The 22,768-nt window shown below is 68.7% G+C and carries 30 protein-coding genes and 1 tRNA gene; 13 read left to right on the plus strand and 18 right to left on the minus strand.

Features of this window, described 5'->3' with window-relative positions:
- Window positions 1–97: 97 nt before the first annotated feature.
- The 3 genes from NJQ98_RS11670 to htpX all read right to left on the minus strand — a co-directional run bounded on the left by NJQ98_RS11670 (window position 98) and on the right by htpX (window position 1,813).
- The gene (locus NJQ98_RS11670; protein ID WP_262178881.1) at window positions 98–226 is read right to left on the minus strand and encodes a hypothetical protein; all 129 of its coding nucleotides are present in this window, start codon (window positions 224–226) and stop codon (window positions 98–100) included.
- A gap of 1 nt (window position 227) precedes the next feature.
- Complete coding sequence (pspAB, locus tag NJQ98_RS11675) at window positions 228–845, minus strand: PspA-associated protein PspAB (protein WP_262178883.1); 618 nt, start codon at window positions 843–845, stop codon at window positions 228–230.
- Window positions 846–937: 92 nt separating this feature from the next.
- Window positions 938–1,813: a zinc metalloprotease HtpX gene (htpX, locus tag NJQ98_RS11680; protein WP_262178885.1), complete on the minus strand. Its 876-nt coding sequence runs from the start codon at window positions 1,811–1,813 to the stop codon at window positions 938–940.
- A gap of 187 nt (window positions 1,814–2,000) precedes the next feature.
- On the opposite strand from htpX, the gene NJQ98_RS11685 reads away from it, so the two are divergent.
- Window positions 2,001–2,261: a hypothetical protein gene (locus NJQ98_RS11685; RefSeq protein WP_262178887.1), complete on the plus strand. Its 261-nt coding sequence runs from the start codon at window positions 2,001–2,003 to the stop codon at window positions 2,259–2,261.
- Between the two features lie 24 nt (window positions 2,262–2,285).
- Here NJQ98_RS11685 and NJQ98_RS11690 read toward each other — a convergent pair whose 3' ends face one another.
- Window positions 2,286–2,732 (minus strand): SPW repeat protein, encoded by a 447-nt coding sequence (locus NJQ98_RS11690; protein ID WP_262178890.1) that lies wholly within the window; start codon window positions 2,730–2,732, stop codon window positions 2,286–2,288.
- A gap of 241 nt (window positions 2,733–2,973) precedes the next feature.
- Here NJQ98_RS11690 and NJQ98_RS11695 point away from each other — a divergent pair, with 241 nt between their 5' ends.
- Both NJQ98_RS11695 and NJQ98_RS11700 read left to right on the plus strand, forming a co-directional pair.
- Window positions 2,974–4,095 (plus strand): 60S ribosomal export protein NMD3, encoded by a 1,122-nt coding sequence (locus tag NJQ98_RS11695; RefSeq protein ID WP_262178893.1) that lies wholly within the window; start codon window positions 2,974–2,976, stop codon window positions 4,093–4,095.
- Window positions 4,088–5,167 carry a class I SAM-dependent methyltransferase gene (locus NJQ98_RS11700; RefSeq protein ID WP_262178895.1) on the plus strand — a complete coding sequence of 360 codons (1,080 nt, stop codon included), beginning with the start codon at window positions 4,088–4,090 and terminating at the stop codon, window positions 5,165–5,167. Before NJQ98_RS11695 ends, NJQ98_RS11700 begins: the two co-directional genes overlap by 8 nt.
- Here the strand turns inward: NJQ98_RS11700 and NJQ98_RS11705 are convergent.
- Both NJQ98_RS11705 and NJQ98_RS11710 read right to left on the minus strand, forming a co-directional pair.
- Window positions 5,164–6,315 (minus strand): tubulin/FtsZ family protein, encoded by a 1,152-nt coding sequence (locus NJQ98_RS11705; RefSeq protein ID WP_262178897.1) that lies wholly within the window; start codon window positions 6,313–6,315, stop codon window positions 5,164–5,166. The genes NJQ98_RS11700 and NJQ98_RS11705 overlap by 4 nt on opposite strands.
- A 375-nt stretch (window positions 6,316–6,690) precedes the next feature.
- Window positions 6,691–8,415: a helicase C-terminal domain-containing protein gene (locus NJQ98_RS11710; protein ID WP_262178899.1), complete on the minus strand. Its 1,725-nt coding sequence runs from the start codon at window positions 8,413–8,415 to the stop codon at window positions 6,691–6,693.
- Between the two features lie 163 nt (window positions 8,416–8,578).
- On the opposite strand from NJQ98_RS11710, the gene NJQ98_RS11715 reads away from it, so the two are divergent.
- The 3 genes from NJQ98_RS11715 to NJQ98_RS11725 all read left to right on the plus strand — a co-directional run bounded on the left by NJQ98_RS11715 (window position 8,579) and on the right by NJQ98_RS11725 (window position 9,731).
- A complete protein-coding gene (locus tag NJQ98_RS11715; RefSeq protein ID WP_166967680.1) occupies window positions 8,579–8,773 on the plus strand; it encodes a cold-shock protein in 195 nt (64 codons plus the stop codon).
- A gap of 251 nt (window positions 8,774–9,024) precedes the next feature.
- Window positions 9,025–9,324 carry an amphi-Trp domain-containing protein gene (locus NJQ98_RS11720; protein ID WP_262178903.1) on the plus strand — a complete coding sequence of 100 codons (300 nt, stop codon included), beginning with the start codon at window positions 9,025–9,027 and terminating at the stop codon, window positions 9,322–9,324.
- On the plus strand, window positions 9,324–9,731 hold the full coding sequence (locus NJQ98_RS11725; protein ID WP_262178905.1) for a hypothetical protein: 408 nt from the start codon (window positions 9,324–9,326) through the stop codon (window positions 9,729–9,731). Before NJQ98_RS11720 ends, NJQ98_RS11725 begins: the two co-directional genes overlap by 1 nt.
- A 5-nt stretch (window positions 9,732–9,736) precedes the next feature.
- Here the strand turns inward: NJQ98_RS11725 and NJQ98_RS11730 are convergent, their stop codons facing one another.
- The 3 genes from NJQ98_RS11730 to NJQ98_RS11740 are packed head-to-tail and all read right to left on the minus strand — an operon-like array spanning window position 9,737 to window position 10,699.
- Window positions 9,737–10,033 (minus strand): DUF7521 family protein, encoded by a 297-nt coding sequence (locus tag NJQ98_RS11730; protein ID WP_262178907.1) that lies wholly within the window; start codon window positions 10,031–10,033, stop codon window positions 9,737–9,739.
- Complete coding sequence (locus tag NJQ98_RS11735) at window positions 10,030–10,356, minus strand: hypothetical protein (protein WP_262178909.1); 327 nt, start codon at window positions 10,354–10,356, stop codon at window positions 10,030–10,032. Before NJQ98_RS11735 ends, NJQ98_RS11730 begins: the two co-directional genes overlap by 4 nt.
- Window position 10,357: 1 nt before the next feature.
- On the minus strand, window positions 10,358–10,699 hold the full coding sequence (locus NJQ98_RS11740; RefSeq protein WP_262178911.1) for an ArsR/SmtB family transcription factor: 342 nt from the start codon (window positions 10,697–10,699) through the stop codon (window positions 10,358–10,360).
- 99 nt (window positions 10,700–10,798) lie between these two features.
- On the opposite strand from NJQ98_RS11740, the gene NJQ98_RS11745 reads away from it, so the two are divergent.
- Window positions 10,799–11,749 (plus strand): CPBP family intramembrane glutamic endopeptidase, encoded by a 951-nt coding sequence (locus NJQ98_RS11745; protein WP_262178914.1) that lies wholly within the window; start codon window positions 10,799–10,801, stop codon window positions 11,747–11,749.
- A gap of 4 nt (window positions 11,750–11,753) precedes the next feature.
- On the opposite strand, the gene NJQ98_RS11750 is transcribed toward NJQ98_RS11745, so the two are convergent.
- Window positions 11,754–11,969, minus strand: a complete 216-nt coding sequence (locus NJQ98_RS11750) for a DUF7561 family protein (protein ID WP_262178916.1) — start codon at window positions 11,967–11,969, stop codon at window positions 11,754–11,756.
- A gap of 82 nt (window positions 11,970–12,051) precedes the next feature.
- Between NJQ98_RS11750 and NJQ98_RS11755 the strand changes: the two genes are divergently transcribed.
- Both NJQ98_RS11755 and NJQ98_RS11760 read left to right on the plus strand, forming a co-directional pair.
- A complete protein-coding gene (locus NJQ98_RS11755) occupies window positions 12,052–12,981 on the plus strand; it encodes an NAD(P)H-binding protein (RefSeq protein WP_262178918.1) in 930 nt (309 codons plus the stop codon).
- A complete protein-coding gene (locus tag NJQ98_RS11760; RefSeq protein ID WP_262178920.1) occupies window positions 12,978–13,709 on the plus strand; it encodes a DUF7530 family protein in 732 nt (243 codons plus the stop codon). Before NJQ98_RS11755 ends, NJQ98_RS11760 begins: the two co-directional genes overlap by 4 nt.
- On the opposite strand, the gene NJQ98_RS11765 is transcribed toward NJQ98_RS11760, so the two are convergent.
- The 3 genes from NJQ98_RS11765 to NJQ98_RS11775 form a co-directional block, all read right to left on the minus strand.
- Entirely contained in the window at window positions 13,696–13,869 is a 174-nt protein-coding gene (locus NJQ98_RS11765; protein WP_262178922.1) for a DUF5786 family protein, read from the minus strand. The genes NJQ98_RS11760 and NJQ98_RS11765 overlap by 14 nt on opposite strands.
- A 203-nt stretch (window positions 13,870–14,072) precedes the next feature.
- Complete coding sequence (locus tag NJQ98_RS11770) at window positions 14,073–14,330, minus strand: hypothetical protein (protein ID WP_262178923.1); 258 nt, start codon at window positions 14,328–14,330, stop codon at window positions 14,073–14,075.
- A gap of 97 nt (window positions 14,331–14,427) precedes the next feature.
- Entirely contained in the window at window positions 14,428–16,071 is a 1,644-nt protein-coding gene (locus NJQ98_RS11775) for a potassium channel family protein (protein WP_262178925.1), read from the minus strand.
- Window positions 16,072–16,327: 256 nt separating this feature from the next.
- Here NJQ98_RS11775 and ilvA point away from each other — a divergent pair, with 256 nt between their 5' ends.
- From ilvA to NJQ98_RS11795, 4 genes are all read left to right on the plus strand, one after another.
- On the plus strand, window positions 16,328–17,539 hold the full coding sequence (gene ilvA / locus NJQ98_RS11780; protein WP_262178928.1) for a threonine ammonia-lyase: 1,212 nt from the start codon (window positions 16,328–16,330) through the stop codon (window positions 17,537–17,539).
- A 37-nt stretch (window positions 17,540–17,576) separates the two neighbouring features.
- Window positions 17,577–17,954, plus strand: a complete 378-nt coding sequence (locus NJQ98_RS11785; RefSeq protein WP_262178930.1) for a RidA family protein — start codon at window positions 17,577–17,579, stop codon at window positions 17,952–17,954.
- Window positions 17,954–18,157, plus strand: a complete 204-nt coding sequence (locus NJQ98_RS11790; protein WP_262178931.1) for a DUF7981 family protein — start codon at window positions 17,954–17,956, stop codon at window positions 18,155–18,157. The genes NJQ98_RS11785 and NJQ98_RS11790 overlap by 1 nt, the downstream gene beginning before the upstream one ends.
- 28 nt (window positions 18,158–18,185) lie before the next feature.
- Window positions 18,186–18,267: transfer RNA gene (locus tag NJQ98_RS11795), tRNA-Ser, on the plus strand.
- A 169-nt stretch (window positions 18,268–18,436) separates the two neighbouring features.
- On the opposite strand, the gene NJQ98_RS11800 is transcribed toward NJQ98_RS11795, so the two are convergent.
- From NJQ98_RS11800 to rnz, 5 genes are all read right to left on the minus strand, one after another.
- Window positions 18,437–18,682, minus strand: coding sequence for a DUF7577 domain-containing protein (locus NJQ98_RS11800; RefSeq protein WP_262178933.1), 246 nt, complete (start codon window positions 18,680–18,682; stop codon window positions 18,437–18,439).
- Window positions 18,683–18,721: 39 nt separating this feature from the next.
- Window positions 18,722–19,096 (minus strand): VOC family protein, encoded by a 375-nt coding sequence (locus NJQ98_RS11805; protein WP_262178935.1) that lies wholly within the window; start codon window positions 19,094–19,096, stop codon window positions 18,722–18,724.
- A gap of 73 nt (window positions 19,097–19,169) precedes the next feature.
- Window positions 19,170–20,336: a tubulin/FtsZ family protein gene (locus tag NJQ98_RS11810; RefSeq protein ID WP_262178937.1), complete on the minus strand. Its 1,167-nt coding sequence runs from the start codon at window positions 20,334–20,336 to the stop codon at window positions 19,170–19,172.
- Between the two features lie 99 nt (window positions 20,337–20,435).
- Window positions 20,436–21,512 (minus strand): Gfo/Idh/MocA family protein, encoded by a 1,077-nt coding sequence (locus NJQ98_RS11815; RefSeq protein ID WP_348533575.1) that lies wholly within the window; start codon window positions 21,510–21,512, stop codon window positions 20,436–20,438.
- Between the two features lie 181 nt (window positions 21,513–21,693).
- On the minus strand, window positions 21,694–22,611 hold the full coding sequence (gene rnz, locus NJQ98_RS11820) for a ribonuclease Z (protein WP_262178941.1): 918 nt from the start codon (window positions 22,609–22,611) through the stop codon (window positions 21,694–21,696).
- Between the last annotated feature and the right edge of the window lie 157 nt (window positions 22,612–22,768).

Here is a 22,768-nt window from a genome sequence, read left to right on the forward strand (position 1 = left end):
TGGGTTGCGCCCGATGGGATATAAACCCCCGTTAACAGTGTGGTGAAAGTGAAACTGGGAGACGGCAGTCGGATGAGCGGGACGCGTATCGGGAGATTTAGAAGGGAAGGGGGCGGCGGCGTGTCCCGGAGCCGATGTCGGTCAGGGCAACGACGCCCGCAAAGCGCCAGCCAATCGGGACGGCGCCGGCCGAGCGCAGGTGGTCGTAGACAGCGGGGTCCGACATCTCACTCCCAGGGGTGGTCGCCCGCGCGGTCGGGCCACAGCGGGTACCAGTAGGCCTTGTCGCCCTCGACGCTCAGCTCGCCGTCGAACTTGCTCTCCAGTTTGAACTCCGCCGCCTGGTCGCGCTCGTGGTCCGTGTCGGGGTCGGGCGCGAACGGGTAGAACGCCCCCCGTCGGAAGGAGTACACCCAGTAGGCGGGGTCGCCCGTGCGCTCGTCTTCGAACGCGAAAAGCGCCGCCAGCAGCCGCGAGCCGTACCGGCGCTCGATGAGCGTGTCGGCGGCGAAGTGAATCGACGTGACGAGGTCGTCGAAGTCCTCGTCGTGGAGGACGACCCAGCGGTAGCCGTGGCTGTCGCCGGTGAACTCGGCCTCCGTGCCGGTCTCGGCCTCCCCGGCGTCGAGGATAGCCTCGACCTCGTCGGTCGCGTCCTGGAAGTCCTCGCTGTCGACGTCGCCGAAACACAGCGCCGCGTCGCCGGTCGGAGCGTAGCCCAGTTCGGCTTCCATGGTGACGTGGGCCGTCGACATCCCGAAAAGGTCGTCGGGGTCCGCGTCCCGGGTCGCGTCGGCCTCCGCGCGCATCCCGAGGACGCTCTTGAGTCCGGAAAGCAGTCCCATACCGACACGTTGGGCGCGAGCGGTAAGGCGATTGCCGTTCCGGCGACAGTGTGATAGCGAGCGAGTGGCGCCCGACCCCGCCGCGAACGCGGCTACAGCTCCCGCTCCAGGTCGCGCAGCCGTTCGATGCGCTTCTCCGTGGACGGGTGCGTCGAGAACAGCCGCCCGATGAAGCCCGAGCGGATGGGGATGATGAAGAAGGCGTTCATTTCGGACTGGCCCCGCAGGTCGTCCTCGGGAACCTTCTCCATCCCGCTGTCGATCTTCATCAGCGCGGTCGCCAGCGCCGCGGGCCGACCCGTAATCGAGGCCCCGCCGCGGTCGGCGGCGAACTCCCGGTAACGCGAGAGCGCCCGGATGAGCAGGAAGGAGATGACCCACACCACGAGCGAGAGGAGGATAGCGACGAACACCGGCGCCTGTTGCTGGCCGCCGCGATTTCGCCCCCCGGTAAAGAGCCACCCCCAGCGGACCACGAGGAAGGCGATGGTCGAGAGGAAGGAGGCGATGGTCATCACCATCACGTCCCGGTTCTTGATGTGAGCGAGCTCGTGGGCCAGCACGCCCTCCAGTTCCTCGTCGTCGAGTAGCTCCATGATGCCCGTCGTCACGGCGACGGCGGCGTTGTCCTGGGAGCGCCCCGTCGCGAAGGCGTTCGGCGCCCGGGAGTCGGCGACGGCGATTTTCGGTTTCGGGAGGTCGGCCTGCTGGGCCAGCCGTTCGACTGTCCGGTGTAGCTCGGGGTACTCGTCGGGGTCGACCTCGCGGGCGCCCATCGAGTACAGCGCCAGGTTGTCGCTGAAGAGGAACTGCGCGCCCATGAACAGCCCCATCACGATGACGATGGGGAGCAGACGGTCGCCGAAGTACAGCGTGAGGACGCCCAGAAAGACGATGTACAGCCCGAACAGGAGGAACATCGTCAGGGCCATCCGCCCGCGGAGCCCCCAGTCGGTTTGCCACTGCATATCGGGAACTAGGTGACCGAGACGCTAAAACCCCGGTATCGTGCTCGCATGGGACACTCCTGTGGCGCCGTCAGGGATAGGTGCGTATTACGACGCTGACCAGTCATGGCCGAGAGCGCTGCTGTCGCCGATTTCGAAGCGACTATACGGTCCTGCTAGTAGAATCAGGCGGAGAGACGAAGAAATAATGTCAACAGAGCGAACTAACCAAGTGGACGTACTCGTCAGGATGGCCCGCGAGTTCCCCGTCCGCACCGGTATCTTTACCATCGGCCTGCCGCTGTTTGCGCTCCTCCAGTTGGTCAACGGCATCGTCTACGGCGGTTCGCTGCCCATGATTGGCCTCTTCGCGGCGTCGCTAATCGCGTTTTCAGTACAGCTTACTGGCTATCACGTGGCCTCGTATCGGCGGGCGGAGCTCTCACAGCGGTGGGCGAACGCGGAATAGCGCGGTCCCGTTCGACCGACGCTCTCAGCTGACCGTTCTGCGTTCCGCGGCTTCCTGGCGGTCCGCGCGGGCCTCGTACGCGCTGTAGCTACCGAGGCCGAACGCCAGGAGACCGACGACGATGTCGTTCCAGAACGCCAGGTCGTTGGTCGTCTCGGTCAGGCCCGCCTGGGCGCCGAGTACGAACGGCGCGATGACGAGCCACAGCCCCAACAGCGCGGCGACCGACGCGGCGCCGATGCTGCCGAGCTCCTTGTTCGACCGCCGATAGTAGTTGTACGCACCGACGGCGAGCAGGAGAGCGCCGACGCCGATGTCGTTCCAGAACTGCGAGACGACGATGTCGAACAGGACTGCCTGGAGTATCATCCAGAGCCCGAGTAGCGCGATGACCGCGGATATGCCTTTGCCGCTCTCGTCCGGGTTCTCGACCCGGTCGTGCGTTCGCTCGTCAGTCGTATTGTTACTCATGGTTCGTTCCCGCTTTGACGAAAGATGTCAATGGAGATGAACTCGCTGCCTGCAGCTCCCGGCGGCGACGGAACGGACGCCGCCTGATTCGGTCGATAGCTGGGGGCCTATGCCGGGCGAGTCGAGGCATCCGCGCGACCGGACCGGCCCCGGGACAGCGTCCGCTGGGACGCACCTGCAGGCCGGGTCGGTCCCGAGTCAGAACGCAATACGTAACAGCCCGAGCGCGCTATAGCGACCAATGAGTCGGTCCGGCGCCTTCTGTCCGAAGTGTGGCGACGAGTTCGAGCCACCCGAGGACCGCCCCGCGCTCCCGGGCGCACAGCGGGACTCCGAGCGAGTGCTGTGTGACGCCTGTTACTTCGAGGAGTTCGACCTGGTCGACGCCCCCGAGACCATCGAGGTCCGGGTGTGCTCGCGGTGCGGGGCGGTCCACAAGGGGAACCGGTGGGTCGACGTGGGCGCGGAGGACTACACCGATATCGCCGTCGAGCAGGTCAGCGAGGCGCTCGGCGTCCACGTCGACGCCGAGGCCGTCGACTGGCAGGTCGCGCCCGAGCAGCTCGACCGCAACAACATCCGCATGCACACCGAGTTCTCGGGCGTGGTCCGGGGGACGCCAGTCCACGAGCAGGTGAGCGTCCCGGTGCGCATCTCCCGGCAGACCTGCAAGCGCTGCGGGAAGATAGCCGGCGGCTCCTTCGCCAGCGTCGTCCAGGTCCGGGCCGACGGGCGGGACCCGACCGACGACGAGGTCGACCGGGCCAAGACCATCGCCGAGGAGTACATCGCCGAGCGGGAGGCCACCGGCGACCGCAACGCCTTCATCACCGAGACGAACGAGGTGGACGACGGGCTGAACATGAAGATATCGACGAACCAGATGGGCCAGGGCATCGCCAAGCGAATCACGGCCCAGCTGGGCGGGGGGTACTCCGATTCGAAGCGCCTCATCAGCGAGGACGAGGACGGCCAGAAGCTCTACCGGATGACCTACGCCGTCCGACTGCCCCGCTATCGACAGGGGGAGATAATCGACCCCGAGGACGGCGACGGCCCCGTCCTGGTGCGGTCGGTCCAGGGGAACCTGAAAGGGGTGCGCCTGGCGACCGGCGAGGCCTACGAGGCCCGCTTCGAGGAGGGCGAGGCGCCCGACGCCCGCCGGCTGGGCTTTCGCGAGGACGGCCAGTCGACGACGCTGGTGGCCGTCGAGGACGCGAACGCCGTCCAGGTGTTAGACCCCGAGACCTTCGAGAGCGTCACCGTCCCGCGGCCGGCGTATATGGACACCGACGCCGACGAGGTGCCCGTCATCAAGAGCCACGCGGGGCTGCACGTACTGCCCGAGAGCGACGATGAGTGAGGACGGAGCGGGGCCGGCGGAGACCCCCGACGCGGCGGCCGAAGACGAACTCGCGGACGCCCGGCACCTGGCCGTCGTCGTCGCCAAGCCGCGGGCCGAGTCAGTCATCGACGCACTCGAAGCGGAGGGGGTCTACGACGACAACCGCAGCGTCGAGTCGTGGGACAGCGACGGGGTCGCGGTTCCGGTGACCGCGCCGCCCGAGACCGTCGCGGTTCGCGAGGTCGTCCAGCAGGTCGGCGAGCAACGGCTGCGCGGCCTGGCCGACCACCTCCGCCAGCGGGGGTGGACCGAGGACGAACTCGACGCCGCGCCCGGCTCGTGGGCGGTCGTCGGCAGCGTCGTCCTCGTGGAGTTGGGCGACGCGCCCCGGCCCGGCGAGGTCGGCGAGGCGCTGCTGGCGCTGCACGGCGAGGCCGACACCGTGGTGGCCCGCAACGGCATCAGCGGCGCTCACCGCGAGCCCGACGTGACCGTCATCGCCGGCGAGGGCGACACGGAGACGGTACACACCGAACACGGCACCGAGTACGCCGTCGACCTCGCCGAGGTGATGTTCTCGCCGGGGAACAAGGCCGAGCGGGCGCGGATGGGAGAAGCCGTCAGCGATGGTGAGCGAGTGCTGGATATGTTCGCCGGTATCGGCTACTTCACGCTCCCTATGGCCCGGGCCGGCGCCGAGGTCACCGCCGTCGAGCGCAATCCGACGGCGTTCCGGTATCTGGTCGAGAACGCGATGCGCAACGGCGTCGACGACCTGGTCCACCCCTACCGGGCGGACTGCCGGGAGGTGGTCGCGGCCGGCATCGACGGCGGCCCCGTCGACCGCGTGGTGATGGGGTACTACGAGGCCTGGGAGTACCTCGACAGCGCGCTCGACGCGCTCGCTCCCGGCGGCGTCCTCCACATGCACGAGGCGACCCCCGATAACCTCGTCTTCGAGCGACCCGTCGAGCGACTGGAGAGCGCGGCGGCCGACGCCGGGCGCTCGGTCGAGGTGCTCGACACGCGTCGCGTCAAGAGCCACAGCGAGGGCGTCGCCCACGTCGTCGTGGACGCGCGAGTCGACTAGAACAGCGGTTTCAGCTCGCCGTCGCCGCTCCACAGCAGGTCCGAGAGCCGGTCGTCGGCCACGTCGCTTATCTCGCGCATCGAGCGCTGGGTCTCGATGGCGACGGCCTGTAGCTCCTTGACCCGCGGGACGTCGCTCACCCCGGAGAGCAACACCGCCGCCGCCACCTCGTCGGCGTCGGGCACGGGGAAGTCACCGCCCCTGACCTCCATCGTCCCGGTGGCCTCCTCCAGCCAGGTCCGGGCCTTCTCGACGCCGTTTCTGGAGAGCATCTCCGGCGGGCCGGCGACGACCACCAGCGCGCGCTCGGCGCTGGTTATCTCACAGGGCAGCGTGAGCCGCCCCAGCGTGGCCTGGCGCACCAGCGCGAGGATTCGGGGCGTGGCGTCGCTGGTGTCGGGGCGGCCCTTGCCGCCGAAGAGCCCCCGTTTGCGCTCGATGGGCGAGCTGGCGTAGCCGAACGTCGAGACGCCGCCACAGCCCAGCGTGTTGATTATCTCGCTCGCGTCGACGACCTGCTCGGGGACCGCCGAGCCGTCGGTCTCGCCGGCCGCAAAGAGGACCCCAAAGCGGCGGGCCAGGTCCTCGTTCGCCTTCGCGAAGCCGCCCGCGAGGCTGTCGCCCCCCGACGCCATCGTGTCGTTGTCGTAGACGACGAGGTTGTCGACCTCGCGGACGAACGTCTGGAACGAGCGCGCCGCGTTGAGGGTGTAGATACCGCCCTCGTCCTTCCCGGGGAGCAGCCCGAGCCCGTACACCGGCTCCTCGTAGCGCCGGCGCAGCTCCTTCGCGAGGTACGGGGCGACGCCGGAGCCGGTCCCGCCGCCCAGCCCGGCGACCAGCAGGAACGCGTCTATCTCGTGAGTGGGCATCCCGGCGACGGCGTCCAGTACCACCTCGCTGTCGTCGGCCGCGATTTCGGCCCCGAGTTCGTTGTCGGCGCCGACGCCGTGGCCCTTGACGCGGTCAGTCCCGATGAGCAGCCGGTTCGAGACCGGTATCCGGTCGAGGCCGAGCAGGTCGGCCTTGGCGGTGTTGACCGCGAGCGCGTCGACGACGATGTCGCTGTCCGTCCGGTCGGCGTACTCCAGGAACGCTTCTGTCACCTTGCCGCCGGCCTGTCCGACCCCGAGAAGTGCGAGACGCATGTGGTGACTGTGCGGGAGTGTCGGCTTAACAGTATGGTCCCGGCGGTGGCGTCTCCGACCCCGAGTCGGCGGCGGTTTTTATCATCCCACGTGTGTAGCCGGGGCGTGGACGATGATGTCACGCGTCAGGGGCTCTGAGCGCGGGCGCGCTCGCGGCGACGGCACTCGCAGTCGGCAGTGCATCACAGGGGGCCCAAGCGCCGCCGGACTACGGCAGCCGGCTCGACGGCGCCGACGACCGGGAGTGAGTGGACCCCGTAACGCCTAATTGGCTGTCCGGGAAAGTAGAGCTATGGATAGACAGCAGATACTCGCCATCATTCTCGTCTTCCTGATGGTGGGGTCGTCGTTCATCTACGGCGCGGCCTTCCTCATCTAGTCCCAGACGTCGGAGAGGGGGTGACTGCCGCTCGACCGCGACCCCGAGCGGCCGTGCCGGCTTCGGGCCGACTCCGAGATAGCCGACAGCGCCCGGTCGGGCGCGAAGTCGGGGAGGTCGGGCTCGGAACAGCGGTCGACCTGCTCGGCGAACCAGTCGGGCATGTCGGTTCGTGCGCGTTCGAAGAGGTCGAGCAGCGACGAGTCGGCCAGATAGGTCGCCCCGTAGTCGTCGGGCGCACGCACCACGCGACCGCAGGCCTGGATGACCGTCCGCAGCGCCGTCCGGTAGTACCAGCCCCACTGACCGTCCTCCAGCCGGCGCGCGACCCGCGAATCGCGGGTGTTGGGGTAGGGGGCCTTACAGAGCACCTGCCAGCGACACAGGTCCCCCTCCAGGTCCAGGGCCTCCTCCATCTTCACCGAGAGGAACAGGTCGGGGTTGTCGCTGCGCTTCCAGGCCGACAGCGCCGCGTCGCGGTCGGCCTTGTCGTGGCTCCGGACGCGGGGGCCGACCCCGAAGTCAGTCAGCAGTTCGTCGAGCCGCTCCTGAATCGCATACGAGTGACAGTGGACCAGCCCCTTCTCGTCGGCGTGGCGAGCCATCGCCCGGACGATGGCCCGGGCGACCTGCGGTAACGTGTCGTCGCGGTGTTCGTAGGTCATCTTCCCCTGCGTGATGTCGTACAGCGGCCGGTTCTCGACCGGGAAGGTGTGACCGACCTCCACGAGCGCCACGTCGGCGGGGTCCAGCCCGACGTTCCGGCAGAAGGCGTCCTTGTTCAAGATTGTGGCCGACAGCAGCGCAAAGCGGTTGCCGCGGTCCCAGACGGTGTGTTTGAGGTACTTCTCGGGGTTCATCGGCTTCACCGTCACGGGGGCGCCCTCGTCGCCGTTCTGGTCGACGACCCAGGTGGTCGCGCTCTCGGGGTCCCGGTAGTCCTCCTGGAACCACGAGAGGTCGCTGCGGAGCTTGTTCAGCGAGTCGCGCTCGGCCACCTCGTCTGGCGTGAGTTCGGCGTTGCCCCGCAGCTCCTTGACCCGGCGCTCGGTGACGTGCTCGATGCGCTCGGCGAACCTGACGGCCTCGTCCAGCCCGTCCAGGTCGGGGACGTCGAGCTCGTCCCAGAACGGAATGGTCGAGGGCGAGAGCTCGATGGTGGCGTACATCTCCGCCCACTCCCCGAGCCCGTGGGCCTCGTCGACGACGACCACGTCCCGCTTGCCGAAGACGTCGCTGCCGGCGGTCTGCATGAAATAGGCCAGCGTCATCGCGGCGATGCGGCGGTTCGAGGCGATGGCCCTGTCGGAGAAGTACGGACAGCGGTGTTTGACCTGGCAGTCGAACTCCCGCTCGCGGACACAGGGGGCCTGGTCGACCGGCGTGTCCGTCTCGCCGGGGAGGATGCAGTCGTAGTTGTTCTTCCCGCGGATGACACAGAGGTCCTCCAGCAGCGCGTCCTCGGCCACGTCGTCGAGCTGTGAGACCTGCGGCGTGGTGTAGTAGGCGTCGACGACCTGCTCCGGCGCGGCCTCGCCGGCGGTGCGGGCCGCGCCCGCGATGGCCCTGGCGAGCAGGGACTTGCCGCTCCCGGTCGGCGCCCGAACGAGCACTACGTCCTTGCCGCCCTCGAAGGCCGCGCGGATGTCCGCAAGCGCCTGCTTTTGGTTGCCCCGATGGCTCGGGGCCGGGAACTCGTCTGGAATCCGCGCGGGGTACACGAGAGAAGGCAACGGGCGGGCGGGCCTAAACCTTTCCAGTCGGTGCGTCCGCGAGCGTAGTGACACCCGCCTCGACTGCCGTGGTCCGTGGTCACACGCACTCGTTCGTGATAGCGCGACTCTCAGTAGCCTTATACATCCAGCGGCTGTACAGTTGTTTGTAATGGCAAACGGTAAGGTTGATTTCTTCAACGACACAGGCGGCTACGGTTTCATTTCGACTGAGGACGCGGACGAGGACGTTTTCTTCCACATGGAGGACGTTGGCGGTCCGGACCTCGAAGAAGGCGAGGAGATAGAATTCGACATCGAACAGGCCGACAAGGGCCCCCGCGCGACGAACGTCGTCCGCAACTAATTCGGATTTCCGGTCGCTTCGGCGACCACATCTGATACTTTGTTTTATCGACGCTCACCGCCGAGCGGAGAGCTCGCTCGGCGCGACACGTCGCCAGAGCGTCGGACGAGCGTCCGCGGGACCCGACCGAATAACCGCCGGTTCGGTCCCCGCGACCGGCCCTCTGTCCCCGTCTACAGCGGTCCCCCAACCGCTGTGGCACACGCTTCGGGCATAGTATTAATTAGTTGACAGCTCGTAGCGGCCTAGCGATGGCAGACACGACCACTCACGAGACGGAGCTGACCAGAGCCGAGACGGCGGAGTTCCTCCGGTCTATCGCCGACGAACTGGACGCCGGCAGGGACCGCATCCGGGTCGCGGTCGGCAACAAACGCGTCCAGCTCTCGCCGCCCGAACGCATCGCGGCCGAGGCGACGGTGACCGAGCGCTCCCGCCGGCTCCGGAAGGACGTCGAGGAGCTCGACCTCCACTTCAGGTGGACGCCGACGAAGGCGACCGCCGAGGCGGCCGCGGACGGCGGAGCACGGGGGGACACCGGACCGGAGTGATGACGGGGACGCTTGCCGGGCCGGCGTTGCAGGCGGGCGTCGAGACGCCGGCCGTCGTCAGCGGCGTCTTCGTCTTCCTCGTGAGCCTCGTCGTCGGCGCCGTGGCGATAACTATCGGGGCACAGGTGTTCATCGACCGGGACACCGGGTTCCGCCGGGCGGCTATCACCGCTCTGCTCGGGGCGCTCGTCTACGCACTCGTGGGCGTGTTCTTCGGCTGGATTCCGCTGCTGGGGCCGCTGCTGATGCTACTCGCCTGGGTCGGCGTCATCAACTGGCAGTACCCCGGCGGCTGGGGGACGGCGCTGGGCATCGGCTTCGTGGCCTGGCTCGTCGCACTCCTGCTCCTCTACGGGCTCGGGCTCCTGGGCATCGCGACCGACGCGTTCGGGATTCCGGGGGTGTAGGCCGGTCACGCCCGCAAGAGCGCGTACAGCACGGCGGCGAGGCCGGCGACGGTCACGAGCCCGCGAACGAGCAGGACGAGTCCGGCCCCGACGCCCGACCACGTCGCGAGCACCACGGCGAGGAAGACGCCGGCAGTCAGGAGGCCGATTCCGACGGCGAGCGCGCGCATCTTGTGTGCGCCGTTGCGCCGGTAGCCGCGGTAGGCCAGCGCCGCGACGAACAGCCCGACGACAGCCGTCAGGGCCCCCGAGGCCCACACGACGGCGTCCGGGCCGACCGCAGCGGACGGGAGCGCAGTCATCGAGTCCCCTCCATGTACACCGACCAGAGGATGAGCCCGAGACCGGCGAGTTCACAGCCGCTCACCAGCAGCGAGCGGCCGACGGCCCCGACGCCGGTGAGCGTCGGGAGCGCGATTCGGAGGCTCTCCGGGACCGTGGTCAACAGGAGCAGGCCGACCGCGAGCACCAGCGTCCCCCGGTGACCCGGCCCGCGGCGGTAGCCGCGGACGAGCACCGTCGCGACAGCGAGCGAGAGGAGCAGCGAAAGCGCCGAGAGCGCGAGCACCGCGACCGCTATCGACGGCTCGGCGCCGACGGCCCGGAGCTGCAAGAGCGACGACATCTCAGGACAGCCCCTCGAACAGGTCGGTAAATCGGTCGGCCGGGTCGGTGCCGGAGCGGGTCACGGCCACCTCGTAGCTCCCGTCGGCGAAGGTGACGGTCACGTCCTCGACGGTCGCGACGTAGCGCTTGTAGTGGTGGCCGTCGGGGTCTAGGGCCTGCTCCTCGGCCACGAGGTCGGCCGCCTGGAGTCGGTCGAGCCGGCGGTACGCGGTCGGGTCTGAAATCCCACAGGCCGTACAGAGTTCGGAGACGGACATCGGTTCGGTGGTGAGTTCGGCGAGGATGGCCCGCGCGTACTCGTCGTCGAGTAGGGCCAGGAGTTCGTCGTCGCCGTCCTCCATATCTCACCCAGCCCGGCGGCAGCCATAAAACGGTCCCGCCGGCTTCCGGGCCGGAAGCCGTCCGGCCGGTAGTTTACCCGTACCGCGCCTCCACCGACCATGTCCTCCACGACGCTCGGACGGCTCAGGCGCGGCGGTCGGTGTCTCGTCTGGCCGTTCTGGAACCGCGAACAGGGGCGACTCCGGGCGCCCCTTCGCGCGGTGTTGCCCCTCGTCGCGACCTTCCTTGCGCTGGCCGCCCTCCAGCCGGCCCTCAGGGCGTGGTTCGACCACCCCGTCGTCGAGGCGGTCGAGACAGGCGTGCTCGCTGTCGTCCTCGCAGCGGCGGTCCTCGCCAGCGCCCGGCTGTTGGACCGCCGACCGGTCGCCAGCTACGGGCTGGCGCTGGACCGGCGGTGGTGGCGGTCGGCGGCCGTCGGCGCCGGGTTCGCGACGGCGGTCAACGCCGTGACGCTGGTCGTCGCGCTGGCGGCCGGGTGGGCGACCGTCACCGGGTTCGTCGGCGGGGCCGGCGGGCTTCCGTTCCCGGTCGCGATAGTCGTCGTGTTCGGCTACGTCGCCGTCGCGGCCGCCTGGGAGGAGTTCGTCTTCCGGGGCGCGATGCTGAAGAACCTCGTCGAAGGGGCCGACGGCTACCTGCCTCGATGGGCGGCCGTCGGCGTCGGTGTGGCGGGCAGTACCGCCGTCTTCGCCGCCCTCCACGGCGGGAAGGTCACCGACCCCACCCAGTACGGCTACTACCTGCTGGCCGGTACCGTCTTCGGCGGCGTCTACGCCCTCACCGGCGACCTCGCCCTCCCGATAGGCTTTCACGCGGGCTACAACTTCAGCATGAGCGCGGTGTTCGGGCTCGGTGTCTCACAGCGGACGCCGGAGCTCCTGGTGGTCGACATCGGCGGCCAGACGTTCTGGCTCGGCGAGACCGGCGCCCTCCACGTCGTCTCCGCGGCGCTTGGCGGCCTGTTGTTACTCGCGTACGTCCGCCGGCGGGACGGGCAGCTGTACCTCGCCGACAGCGTGACCCGATGGACGCCGAGCGGGGGCCGGTGAGCCGTCAGGTGCGGTCGTCCAGCGCCGCCACGTCCGCCTCGGTCACCTCGCGGTCGTCGGGCAGCCGCTCGATACATCGGTAACACAGGAAGTGTTCGGTGCCGTCGCCCAGCTCAAGCACGATGCCCTCCGTCGGGCGGCTCTCCTGGGTCCAGATGTTGGCGATACCCCCCGCTATCGAGACGGACTCGCCGCAGCCGTCACAGGGCTGGGAGGCCATACCGACGGTACCGGCGACGGACGGAAGGCGTTTGTGCCCGGAGGGGGAGCATTTTAACCCCTTGCCGCTCTGTAACCGTGACATGCGCGTTCTCGTGACCGGGGCGACGGGGTTCGTCGGCAGCCATCTCGTGCCCGCCCTCCGCGCCGCCGGCCACGATGTCACCGTTCTCGTCCGAGACCCCGACGGCTACGACCCGCCGTCGGGGGTCACCGTCGCCGCCGGTGACTTGCTGGACCCGGGGAGCTTCGAGCACGCGCTCGCCGACGCCGACGCCGCGTACTACCTGGTCCACTCGATGCGGGCCGGCAGCGACTACGCCGAGCGGGACCGCCGGGCGGCGCGGAACTTCCGAGCGGCCGCCGACGCTGCCGGCGTCGACCGGGTCGTCTATCTCGGCGCGCTGGGCGAGGACGACGAGCTACAGTCGCGACACCTCCGCTCCCGGCGGGAGGTCGAGGGTATCCTCGGCGCCGGCGCGTTCGAGCTGACGACGCTCCGGGCGGCCGTCGTCATCGGTACCGGGAGCGCGAGTTTCCGCCTCATCCGGGGGCTTGCCGAACAGCTACCGGTGATGTTCACCCCGCGGTGGGTCCGCACGGAGTGTCAGCCCATCGCCGTCGAGGACGTAATCGAGTATCTCGTGGGCGTGCTGGCAGTCCCCGACACCGCCGGGGAGACCTACGAGATAGGCGGCCCGGAGGTCATAACCTACGCCGATATCCTCCGCCGGACGGGCCGGGTCGTCAGAGACAGCGAGCCGGCCGTCGTCCCGATTCCGATACTGAGCCCGCGGCTCTCGGCCCGCGCCATCGGGCTGGTGACCGACGTGCCCTCGACGGTCGCTCGGCCGCTCATCCACGGGCTGAAGACGCCCGTCGTCGCCCGGGACGACAGCATCCACGACGCGGTCCCGGTGGAGCTGACCCCGTTCGATACCGCCGTCGAGCGGGCGCTTTCGGGGACCCGCCAGCGGGTACACCCGGTCGCGGTGGAGGGCCCCGGTCAGTGAGCGACGAGAACCCCCGACCCGACTACGGCGAGACGTGGGTGTACGAGAGCATCGTCGGCGCGTTGCCGGGCATCCGGTTGCCCACGTGGGCGGCGCTTGCCATCCAGCTCGTCGTCTTCGAGGTCGCCGTCGTCGCCCTCTCGTGGTACTACGACACGTGGAACGTCGCCATCGTAGCGACGGCAGTCATCTTCGTCGCCACCGTCGGCAGCGTCGAGATGCTCCGCATCAGCACGCTCGTCCGGCGCATCGACGTGCCCCCGACCTACCGGGCGCTGCTCTTCTCCTCAAACATGGAAGTGGTGCTGTCGGTCCTCGCCTACATCGCCCTGCTGACCCACCTCTTCGTCTTCGACCCGCAGACAGCGCAGTCGCCGCTGTTGACCGCGCTCTTCGGTCCGGACCCGCCGGTGCTCGTCGTGTATCTCATGTTGCTCATCCTCTGGGACATCTGCTACCGCATCGGCACCGGCTGGTGGGCCAGCGTCACCGGCCTCTGGCGGTCCTTCCGGTTCCAGTTCGACCCCGAGACGGCCCGGGTGTTCCAGCGAGCGGACATCGAGACGTGGGGCTTTGGCGTCCTCCAGCTCGTGCTCGTCCCGTTCGTGTTGAACCAGCGCGTGCTGCTCGCGGCCCTGCTCGCGCACGTGGCCGCCGTCACGGTCGTCACCGCCGTCTCCGTGACGCTGTTACAGGTCAGGTCCGGAAGCGGCCTCACTCGGAGTTGATCTGCTTGAACTGGTCGAGCAGCTCCTCCGTGGACTCGCCGCCCTCGTAGTCGACTGTCCCGTGATACGCGGTCCGGTCGTCGTCTTCCGACATATCGACCTCGTTGTTCTTGCGCTCACGGCGCTCGTGTTCGTCGTCGTCATACGCTCCCATAGACATAGGCTACCACACCTTACGTAGCGTGGTATTGATTATCAATGTAACGGGGAAGGTTTTTAACTCAGTACCGTCCGCCGGCGGCGACAGTGCCGGTCGCGGGACGGGATACTCGGCCGAACACACCGCGAGGTCGACCAATCCGCCGGCGAGCGACGCGACTGGGTGTCGTCCGGAGACATCGGACCACAGGGCGAGAAGCGGAGCTACAGCACGAACTGTCCGACGAGGCCGAGAAAACCGAGCAGGACGCCGACGCCCCCCAACACGCGTCCGCGGCTCCCCCGTGCCAGCGGCGCGAAACTGCCGGCCGTCCCCAGCGCGAGGCCCACGAGCAGCCCGCCGCCGACGTACTGGAGGAGTGACGGCGGGGACAGCAATGTATCGACGAGGAACACCGGTGTAATCGCCAGGAACAGCCCGACCAAGCCGTAGCCGATCGCGGCCACCCACTTGCTACCCATGCGGGGGAGTATGCCAATCCGTCGAGAAAACGTTTGTCCTCGGCACCTACCCGACAATTGGAGAAGCGTGTCCCCGCGGACGTGGGCGGAGACGCGGTCAAGTGCGGTGCTGGTAGAAGCTCTGGAAGCGTTTCACGCCGGCGTCGGTCCCGGCGATGACGAGGCTGTCGCCGGACTGGACGCGCACGTCCGGCCCGAGGTCGGTCAGCACCGTCCCGTTGCGTTCGACGGCGACCACGGTACAGCCGGTGCGCGAGCGGACATCCGCCGCGCCGAGCGTCCGCCCCGCGAGGTCGCCGGCGTCGGTACGGACTATCTCGACCTGCTGGTCCATCGAGATGACATCCTCGTCTTCGAGGATAGTCGAGGCGAGCATCCGGCCGCTGACGGTCGCCAGCGAGAGGATGTAGTCCGCGCCGGCCCGGTACATCTTGGTGACGTTCTGGGTCTCCTCGGCGCGGGCGATGACCTCGACCTCCGGGTTCAGGTCGCGGACGACGAGCGTGGCGAACTCCGCATCGGTGTCCTTCGACAGCGCGAGGATGACCGTGCGGGCGGTCTCGACGCCGGCGGCCCGCAGGTCAGCCGGTTCGGTGGCGTCGCCGACGACGTCGACGCCGTCCGCCTCGACCTGGTCGAGGACCGTGTAGGGGACGTTCGCCGCCGACAGGTTGTCCGCGATGGTCTGTCCGACCTCGCCGTAGCCGACGATGACCGTCTCGCCGCGGCGAAAGCCCCGGACGCTGGAGAGAGTCCGGGATTTCAGCCGTTCGAGCTGGCGGGCGGTCCCGGCGGCGAGCAACACCGTCGAACCGTCCAGTTCGGCGTCGGGCGATGGCGGGCTGACGAACTGGCCGCGGAACCACGCGCCGATGACGTTGACCCCCGTCTCCTCGCGGATGCCGCTCTCGGCGAGCGTGGTCCCGACGAGGTCGCTCCCGCGGTGGACGGGGAGCTCGGCGATGTCGAAGTCCTCGCCGACCTCGATGGAGTCGCCGAGCGTCGTCGAGACGCCAGTCGTCACCTTGCTGGCGAGGCTCTCGCCCAGCAGCCGGCGCGGCGAGAGAACCGCGTCGGCGCCCGCGAGGTCGTGGTACCGGGCGCGGTCGGGCTCCTCGACGACGCTCACCGTCCGGACGCCCTCGTCGACCTCCCGCGCCGTGAGGACGATGCTGGTGTTGACCTGGTCGGAGGCGTCGGCGACCAGCGCCCGCGCGTCGGTGAGCCGGGCCCGCTCCAGCGCCTCGACGGACTGGGGGTCGGCGTGGACGACGTGATAGCCCGCCTCGTAGAGGTCGTCGGCGCGGTCGCCGTCAGGTTCGACGACGATGTAGTCGACGTCCCACGACTCCAGTTCGGTGACGAGTGTCTCGCCGCGGGGCGTGAAGTGACAGATAACGACGTGGTCCGCGAGGTCGCGCTCGACGGTGGTCGGGGCGTTCGTCTCGATGGCCTCCTCGAACAGCGGAAAGAGCAACACCGGCAGGGCGAGGAAGATGAGGACGACACCCGTGATGTCCATCACGATGACCAGCAGGCGCATCCCCGTACTCGACCACGGGGCGTCCGAGCCATACCCGGTAGTCGTGAACGTCTCGACGACGACCTGTAGCGAGTGGAGGAACTCGCGGGGGTCGCCCTCGAAGGCTGACATTCCGTAGTCGTAGGCCAGCGCGTAGCCCAGAATCACACCGACGAGTCCGACGAGATAAATCAGCGTCCGCCGCTGCCACGTATCCATCTATCCCCTACGTTGTCGAGACCCCCTAAAACAGTTCTGCCAGTCGGCGAGCCGGTCGGCTGCCTATATATACAGCCGTCCTGACACCGGAGTGATATTTGCCCGGAGAGGCTCCTAGTCCCGCGGTTACACTTTCACTCCGGTTCGGCTGGGTTTAAGTAGCGTCGGCCGTTCCGTCTATCTGCAGTCACACGCTCTCCCTATCCGTTTTCGCCGGTCCCAACAGTATAACACGCCACGGCCAGTAGCCGGTGCCATGCTCTCGTTCGAGGACGTGCAGGCGGCACGCGACCGGGTCGCCGAGACGACCCGACAGACACCGCTCGAGTACTCACACACATTTTCGGCGATGACCGGCGCCGAGGTCCACCTGAAGCTCGAACTGTTCCAGCGCACCGGCTCGTTCAAGCTCCGGGGCGCGACCAACCGCATCGCGACGCTCTCCGAGGCCGAGCGCGAGAACGGCGTCGTCACGGCCAGCGCGGGCAACCACGCCCAGGGGGTCGCGCTGGCGGCCACCCGCATTGGCGTCGACTCGACCATCGTGATGCCCGAACACGCCCCCATCTCGAAGGTGAAAGCCACCCGGAGCTACGAGGGGAACGTGGTGTTGTCGGGCGAGGACTACGACGAGGCCGCCGAGCGCGCCCACGAGATAGAGCGCGAGGAGGGGCGGACCTACGTCCACGCCTTCGACGACGACTACGTGATGGCCGGCCAGGGGACAATCGGGCTGGAGATATACGACGAACTCCCCGAGGTCGACACCGTCGTGGTCCCTATCGGCGGCGGCGGCCTCATCAGCGGCATCGCCACGGCGCTGGACGGACTGGACCCCTCGGTTCGCGTCGTCGGCGTCCAGGCCGAAGGGGCCTCAAGCGTCGCCGAGTCCCTGGAGAAGGGCCACCGCATCGAGCGCGACAGCGTCGAGACCATCGCCGACGGCATCGCCACTCGCACCGTGGGCGAACACACTTTCGAAGTGATTCAGGAGCGCGTCGACGAGGTGGTGACCGTGACGGACTCGGAGATAGCGGTGGCCCTGACCACCCTGCTGGAGCGGTCGAAGACGCTCGCGGAGGGCGCCGGCGCCGTCGCCCTGGCCGCCGTCACCGAGGAGAAGTTCGACTACGCCGACGATGAGGTCATCGTCCCGGCGCTGTGTGGCGGCAACATCGACCTGAACACGCTGACGAACGTCATCGTCCGCGGGCTGGTCGAGACCGGCCGTTATCTCCGGGTCAAAACGGTGCTGAAGGACCGCCCCGGCGCGCTGGAGGAACTCGTGGGCGTCCTCTCCGACCAGCAGGTCAACATCTACGCCATCGAGCACGACCGCACCAACCGCGACGTGGCGATGAACGACGCAGAGGTGGAACTGGACCTCGAAACCCGGGGGCCAGACCACGTCGACGAGCTACTGGCCGCGCTCCGCGAGCACGGCTACCCCGTCGAGGTGCTGGTCTGACGGCGCTTTTTTACCGCTCGGACGCCCGCCCACTGGTATGAAGGATATCGTCCACACCGACGACGCGCCGGCCGCCGTCGGCGCGTACAGCCAGGCGACCGCGACCGACGACCTCGTCTTCACCGCCGGCCAGATTCCGCTCACCCCCGACGGAGACTTGCTGGACGACGCACCGGTCGCCGAGCAGACCGAACAGGCACTCGAAAACGTTGCGGCCGTCCTCGAGGAGGCCGGCGCGGGGATGGACGACGTGCTGAAGGTCACGGTCTTCCTCGACGACATCGACGACTTCGACGCGATGAACGACACCTACGCCGGCTTCTTCGACGAGGCCCCGCCCGCCCGCTCGGCCGTCGGCGTCGACGCGCTTCCGAAGGGCGTCGCGGTCGAAATCGAGGCCGTCGCCGTCCGCTGATGCGCTCCCGAGCCAAGAACAGCCTGCTGTGGGGCGTCGTCGGCGCGCTGGCCTTCCTCGTGCTCCTGCAGGGGTACGAGCTGGTCGCCGGCCAGCGGGTGACCGTCGCCGCGAAAGCCGGCGTCGCCGTCGCCGTGCTGGTCGGTGCCACGGCGCTCAGCTACGCCGCCCGCGGCCGCCTGCTCGGAAACGAAAGTCCTTAACCGGACGCCCTCCCACTCTCGGCTGCGAGCCAGGATGGCCGAACGGTAAGGCGCACGCCTGGAAAGCGTGTTCCCTTTCGGGATTCTGGGTTCAAATCCCAGTCCTGGCGTACCACCTTTTTCCCGGTCGGGTTTCCTCGCGAGCCTCCGGCTCGCTGCGGGAACCCTCCCGGCAAAAACGTGGGCGAAAAAGGCCGGAAGCGCGCGCCGCGCGCTTCCGGTGAAACGGCTCGCTTCGCTCGCCGTATGCTACCGTACAGCAATATCTGGGATGGGAAGCTACAGCGCTCGCGAGCATTCGGCACAGTACGTGTAGTCCGTCTCGTTCTCCGTGCCGCAGTGCTGGCAGCGCACACCGGCAACTTCGCTGCTGTGTGCGTCCTCTACCGGTGGGTCAGGTCCGCCCCGCCGCAGTCGCTCACGGCCCTCTATCGCGATGTCGCGCAGCACCGGCACCGCCGCCGCGAGCGCGACCAGCGCCATCACGGTCGCGGTGAGAACGTACAGTTCGCCGGCCGTGACCATGTCGGGAGTTCGGTCGCCAGCGGGGTAGCTCCTCGGTCGCTACAGCCCGCGGTAGAGCTCCAGCGTGTACCCCTCGGGGTCCTCGACGAAGGCGGCGTAGGCGCCCGCGGGCTCGATTTCGGTGGGCTCCAGCACCGCCGCACCGCCGGCGTCGAGGGCGGTCTGGAACGTCTCCTCGACGTCCTCGACGGTGAAGGCGACGTGGTCGGTGTCGGCCCGCGAGGGCGCGATAGGCGTGGTTCGGTCGGGGTCGTAGCGCAACTGGAGGGCGCCGTCGCCGCCGGGTCTGTCGACGTAGACGTTCTCGACGCCCGAGAGCGTGAACCGGTGGGTCTCCTCGAAGCCGAGTTCGCGGTAGAACGCCAGCGCGCGGTCGAGGTCGGAGACGCAGATAGCGACGTGTGCCAGGTCCATAGCGACCGTTGGGTTCGGCCGCGGAAAGACTGTACCGGTTCGGGCACTCACCGGGAGTCGGCCGTCGCGGGCGTCAGATGGGGTCGAGTTCGTCGTTCTCGTCGGTGACCAGTTCCGCGACCTCGTCGTCCCGGGCGGACGCCTCGGCCTCGATTCGGTCCTGGGCGTCGACGGCGCGCTCCTGGAGCGTGTCGACGCGGGGCACGTCGGTCACGTTCGAGAGCAACACGGCCACCGAGAGCCGGTCGGCGTCCTCCCGGGGGTCGTCGCCGGCCAGCACCTCCACGCTGTCGGTCTGGGATTCGAGCCACTGGCGGGCGTGCTGGAGCCCCTTGCGAGAGAGCTCCTCGGGCGGCCCCGAGACGACGGCGAGGGAGCGCTCGGCCGACTCGACGTCGGCGGGACAGGTCAGCCGGGCGTTGACGGCCCGCCGGACGAGCCCGTGGACCTTCTGGGCGTAGTCGGTGTCGGCGTGGCCGTTGGTGCGGAACTGGTCGAGCAGGCCGGATTTGGTCTCCCGGTCGAGGTCCGCGCTCGCGTAGGCGATGGTGCTCACGCCGTCGGTCGACAGCGTCCGGTTGATGTCGCTCGCGTCCATCGCGGTCTCGGAGACCGTCGAGTCGTCGAGCGCCCCCGCGCCCAGCAGCGTCGTCACCCGCCGGGCCAACTCGGTGTTGGCGTGGTCGTAGCCGCTCTGGAGCGTCTCGCCGGCCTGTCGCCAGGCGTCGTTGTCGAAGAGGACGAGGCTGTCGGTGGCGTCGGTGAAGGACTGCAGCGAGCGGGCGGCGTTCAGCGACGCGCGCCCGCCCTCGTCCGCGCTGGGGAGGACCCCCAGGCCGTACACCGGTTCGGCGTACATCTCCCGGAGATGTCGGCTGACGACCGGCGCGCCGCCGGAGCCGGTGCCCCCGCCCAGCCCGGCGACGACGAGGAAGGCGTCGATTTCATACACCGGGACGTCGTCCAGCGCGCGGTCTATCTCCCCGAGGTCCCTGCGGGCCACCTCGGCGCCCAGCTCGGGGTTGGCCCCGACGCCGCGGCCCTTCACTCGCTCGTGTGTCTGCCCGATGAGCAACCGCCGGTCCTCGGGGACGTGGTCCGGTTTGGCCAGGTCTATCTCCGCGGAATTGACCGCGAGAACGTCCTTGCACAGCGACCGCCCGGTGTCGGCCTCGAACTCCAGCATGGCGTCGGCTATCTTTCCCCCGGCGTTCCCGAACCCGATGACGGCGACGTGCATACACCGGGGTCCGTCGGTCCGTCTGTTAGCTATACCCCGGTTACCGGCTCCGGTAGCCGGTACGCTGAGCTTACTGTCCCGCCGGTGGCGGCCCGGAGGCTACTGCACCTGTGCGACGGCGCGGGCCTCGTTCAGCATCGTCGGCACCTCGACGGCTTCACCGGTCTCGCTGCTCTCGATGGCGGCGAAGACGATGGCCATCGAACGCAGGGTCGACGCCACGTCGGTCGGCATCGGCTCGCCGCCGCCGAGCCAGTCGCAGAACTGCTCGATGAGCCAAGCGTTGGTCCAGGTCGGCCGCTCGACGGGCGGGACGTGTTCGCCGTCGTCCCGGCCGGCGCTCTCCCCGGCCCGGTCGTCGTCGCGGCCGAACCGCTCGACCTCGCGGTTGTCCAGAATGACTGTCTCGTCGGCGCACTCGGCTCGGAACTGCTCGTGGCCCCAGCCGTTGAGCGTGGTCGCGTTGGCGTAGCTGCCCTCGTAGTGGGCGCGGGTGCCGTCGGCGAAGGTAAGCGTCACCAACCCCGTGCAGTCGCCCCGGTAGTCCGCCCCATCCGGGACCCAGGTGTCGGCGTACACCCGCTCGCAGGGGGCGTCGACGAGCGAGGCGAGCATGTCGAGGTGATGGACGGCGCCGTCGAGGAGGAGCATGTCCTCCATCTCGTGGACGTACGGCGAGTAGTGGCCCCGCTCGCGGACGTTCCCGGTAAAGCGGGCCGTCAGATAGTCCACGGGACTGGCCGCCTCGACGGCCCGCCGGAACGTCGTCTTGTCCTGGTCGAACCGGTGGGTCATCGTCAGCCCCATCTTCGCGCCGGCTTGTTCGACCGCTCTGGCGATGCGTACGGAGCCCGCCAGAGTGTCGGCGATGGGCTTCTCCGAGAGGATGTCCAGGCCGTGGGCAAGCGCCGTCTCGACGACCGGTTCGTGGGCCGCCGGCGGCGTGACGACCGAACAGAAGTCGGCGTCGCGCTCGGTCAGCGCCGTATCGAGGTCGGTGTAACAGCGGTCCGGTGACAGTCCGAGTTCGGTCCGGGCCAGTTCGTGTCGCCCCGGGTCGGTGTCGACCGCGGCGACGACCTCGAGTCGGCCCGCCTCGACGTTCGGGGGAATCGCCTCGGTGAGCCAGGTCCGCCCCTGCCCGCCGAGCCCGACGTGAACCATCCGATAAGTCATGCCTATCGATGCGTCCGGAAGCTTAAAGCTCGCACTATTGGCTTTTTGTCATGCATTACTGTTCCGGCAGCGCGCGCTCTCTCGCCCGTTCGCGGCCGCGCTACTGGCGAGTGGCGGCGCCCATATCGCCGTTTCACTCCGAGGTCGCTCGGTCGCGCGCGACGGCTCGCGGGTCGCCGCGCTACTCGGGGAACTGGACGTGGCGCTCCATTCCGTCCTCGGCGACGACGACCTCGCCGTCGAAGACCTCGCGCGCTTCGGCGCCGAGCTTGTCGGCCTGGCCGGCGTAGCGCGTGGAGATGTGGGTCAGCGCGAGCGTCCGGACGCCGGCGTCGCGGGCCACTTCGGCGGCCTCCTTCGCGGTCGAGTGGGCCGTCGCCTCGGCGCGCTCTCTCCGGTCCTCGGCGAAGGTGGCGTCGTGGACGAGCAGGTCCGCGCCCTCGCTCTCCGCGACGACGTTGTTCGTCGGGAGGGTGTCGCCGGTGTAGACCATGGTGCGGCCGGGGCGGGGCGGCCCGACGACCTCCTCGGGTTCGACGGTCCGGCCGTCGTGTTCGATGGCCTCGCCGCGGTGGAGCTTCGAGTACTTCGGTCCCGGCGGGATGCCCAGTTCCTCCTCGGCCCTCTCCCGGTCGAACTCGCCCTTGCGGTCGTCCTCGGCGAGAACGTAGCCGACCGACGCACAGCGGTGCTCGGTCGCGATGGCCCGGACCTCGTACTCGGGCCGGTCCAGGACGGTGTCGCCGGCGGAGACCTCGTTGATACGGACCGGATAGGAGGGGGTCGTCCCGTTGGCCTCGATGAGCTGTTTGACGTTGCCCCGAGTGCCCGCCGGCGTGTGAATAGCCACGGGCCGCTCGCGGTCGTTGAAGTCGAACGTCTGTAGCAGGCCCGGAATCCCGAGGACGTGGTCGCCGTGCAGATGCGTCACGAACAGGTGGTCGACGGCGAACCCGGTCCCGTAGTGCATCATCTGGCGCTGGGTGCCCTCGCCGCAGTCGAAGAGGAGGTAGTCGCCGTCGCGATTACAGAAGATACCGCTGGTGTTGCGCTGGGTCGTCGGGATGGCCCCGCTCGTCCCGAGAAACGTCACTCGCATACTGTCCGTTGTCGGCCGCCGCCGCCTAAACGCGTGTCGAAAGTCGGCCGACCGCGCTCGGACGGTCGACGTTGGAGAGTGGTTACTCGTCGGTTGGCTACGGCTTCTGTTCTAAACGGTCGGCTTAGTTTATGAATCCGCCTTCTGTCCCCTCGTT

Origin of the sequence: Haloarcula laminariae, from assembly GCF_025457605.1 — an archaeon.
Taxonomy (GTDB): Archaea; Halobacteriota; Halobacteria; order Halobacteriales; family Haloarculaceae; genus Haloarcula; species Haloarcula laminariae.

Bases quoted from the DNA above. Each gene is read 5' to 3' on its own strand.
- NJQ98_RS11725 (WP_262178905.1), top strand. From the start codon at position 9,324: ATGACGGGGACGCTTGCCGGGCCGGCGTTGCAGGCGGGCGTCGAGACG.
- NJQ98_RS11750 (WP_262178916.1), bottom strand. From the start codon at position 11,969: ATGGCCTCCCAGCCCTGTGACGGCTGCGGCGAGTCCGTCTCGATAGCG.
- NJQ98_RS11800 (WP_262178933.1), bottom strand. From the start codon at position 18,682: ATGGTCACGGCCGGCGAACTGTACGTTCTCACCGCGACCGTGATGGCG.
- NJQ98_RS11670 (WP_262178881.1), bottom strand. From the start codon at position 226: ATGTCGGACCCCGCTGTCTACGACCACCTGCGCTCGGCCGGCGCCGTC.
- NJQ98_RS11685 (WP_262178887.1), top strand. From the start codon at position 2,001: ATGTCAACAGAGCGAACTAACCAAGTGGACGTACTCGTCAGGATGGCC.
- NJQ98_RS11730 (WP_262178907.1), bottom strand. From the start codon at position 10,033: ATGACTGCGCTCCCGTCCGCTGCGGTCGGCCCGGACGCCGTCGTGTGG.
- NJQ98_RS11785 (WP_262178930.1), top strand. From the start codon at position 17,577: ATGAAGGATATCGTCCACACCGACGACGCGCCGGCCGCCGTCGGCGCG.
- ilvA (WP_262178928.1), top strand. From the start codon at position 16,328: ATGCTCTCGTTCGAGGACGTGCAGGCGGCACGCGACCGGGTCGCCGAG.
- NJQ98_RS11700 (WP_262178895.1), top strand. From the start codon at position 4,088: ATGAGTGAGGACGGAGCGGGGCCGGCGGAGACCCCCGACGCGGCGGCC.
- NJQ98_RS11735 (WP_262178909.1), bottom strand. From the start codon at position 10,356: ATGTCGTCGCTCTTGCAGCTCCGGGCCGTCGGCGCCGAGCCGTCGATA.
- NJQ98_RS11790 (WP_262178931.1), top strand. From the start codon at position 17,954: ATGCGCTCCCGAGCCAAGAACAGCCTGCTGTGGGGCGTCGTCGGCGCG.
- NJQ98_RS11815 (WP_348533575.1), bottom strand. From the start codon at position 21,512: ATGACTTATCGGATGGTTCACGTCGGGCTCGGCGGGCAGGGGCGGACC.
- NJQ98_RS11805 (WP_262178935.1), bottom strand. From the start codon at position 19,096: ATGGACCTGGCACACGTCGCTATCTGCGTCTCCGACCTCGACCGCGCG.
- NJQ98_RS11715 (WP_166967680.1), top strand. From the start codon at position 8,579: ATGGCAAACGGTAAGGTTGATTTCTTCAACGACACAGGCGGCTACGGT.
- NJQ98_RS11810 (WP_262178937.1), bottom strand. From the start codon at position 20,336: ATGCACGTCGCCGTCATCGGGTTCGGGAACGCCGGGGGAAAGATAGCC.
- NJQ98_RS11755 (WP_262178918.1), top strand. From the start codon at position 12,052: ATGCGCGTTCTCGTGACCGGGGCGACGGGGTTCGTCGGCAGCCATCTC.
- NJQ98_RS11695 (WP_262178893.1), top strand. From the start codon at position 2,974: ATGAGTCGGTCCGGCGCCTTCTGTCCGAAGTGTGGCGACGAGTTCGAG.
- NJQ98_RS11770 (WP_262178923.1), bottom strand. From the start codon at position 14,330: ATGGGTAGCAAGTGGGTGGCCGCGATCGGCTACGGCTTGGTCGGGCTG.
- NJQ98_RS11705 (WP_262178897.1), bottom strand. From the start codon at position 6,315: ATGCGTCTCGCACTTCTCGGGGTCGGACAGGCCGGCGGCAAGGTGACA.
- NJQ98_RS11775 (WP_262178925.1), bottom strand. From the start codon at position 16,071: ATGGATACGTGGCAGCGGCGGACGCTGATTTATCTCGTCGGACTCGTC.
- pspAB (WP_262178883.1), bottom strand. From the start codon at position 845: ATGGGACTGCTTTCCGGACTCAAGAGCGTCCTCGGGATGCGCGCGGAG.
- rnz (WP_262178941.1), bottom strand. From the start codon at position 22,611: ATGCGAGTGACGTTTCTCGGGACGAGCGGGGCCATCCCGACGACCCAG.
- NJQ98_RS11740 (WP_262178911.1), bottom strand. From the start codon at position 10,699: ATGGAGGACGGCGACGACGAACTCCTGGCCCTACTCGACGACGAGTAC.
- NJQ98_RS11745 (WP_262178914.1), top strand. From the start codon at position 10,799: ATGTCCTCCACGACGCTCGGACGGCTCAGGCGCGGCGGTCGGTGTCTC.
- NJQ98_RS11765 (WP_262178922.1), bottom strand. From the start codon at position 13,869: ATGTCTATGGGAGCGTATGACGACGACGAACACGAGCGCCGTGAGCGC.
- NJQ98_RS11690 (WP_262178890.1), bottom strand. From the start codon at position 2,732: ATGAGTAACAATACGACTGACGAGCGAACGCACGACCGGGTCGAGAAC.
- htpX (WP_262178885.1), bottom strand. From the start codon at position 1,813: ATGCAGTGGCAAACCGACTGGGGGCTCCGCGGGCGGATGGCCCTGACG.
- NJQ98_RS11720 (WP_262178903.1), top strand. From the start codon at position 9,025: ATGGCAGACACGACCACTCACGAGACGGAGCTGACCAGAGCCGAGACG.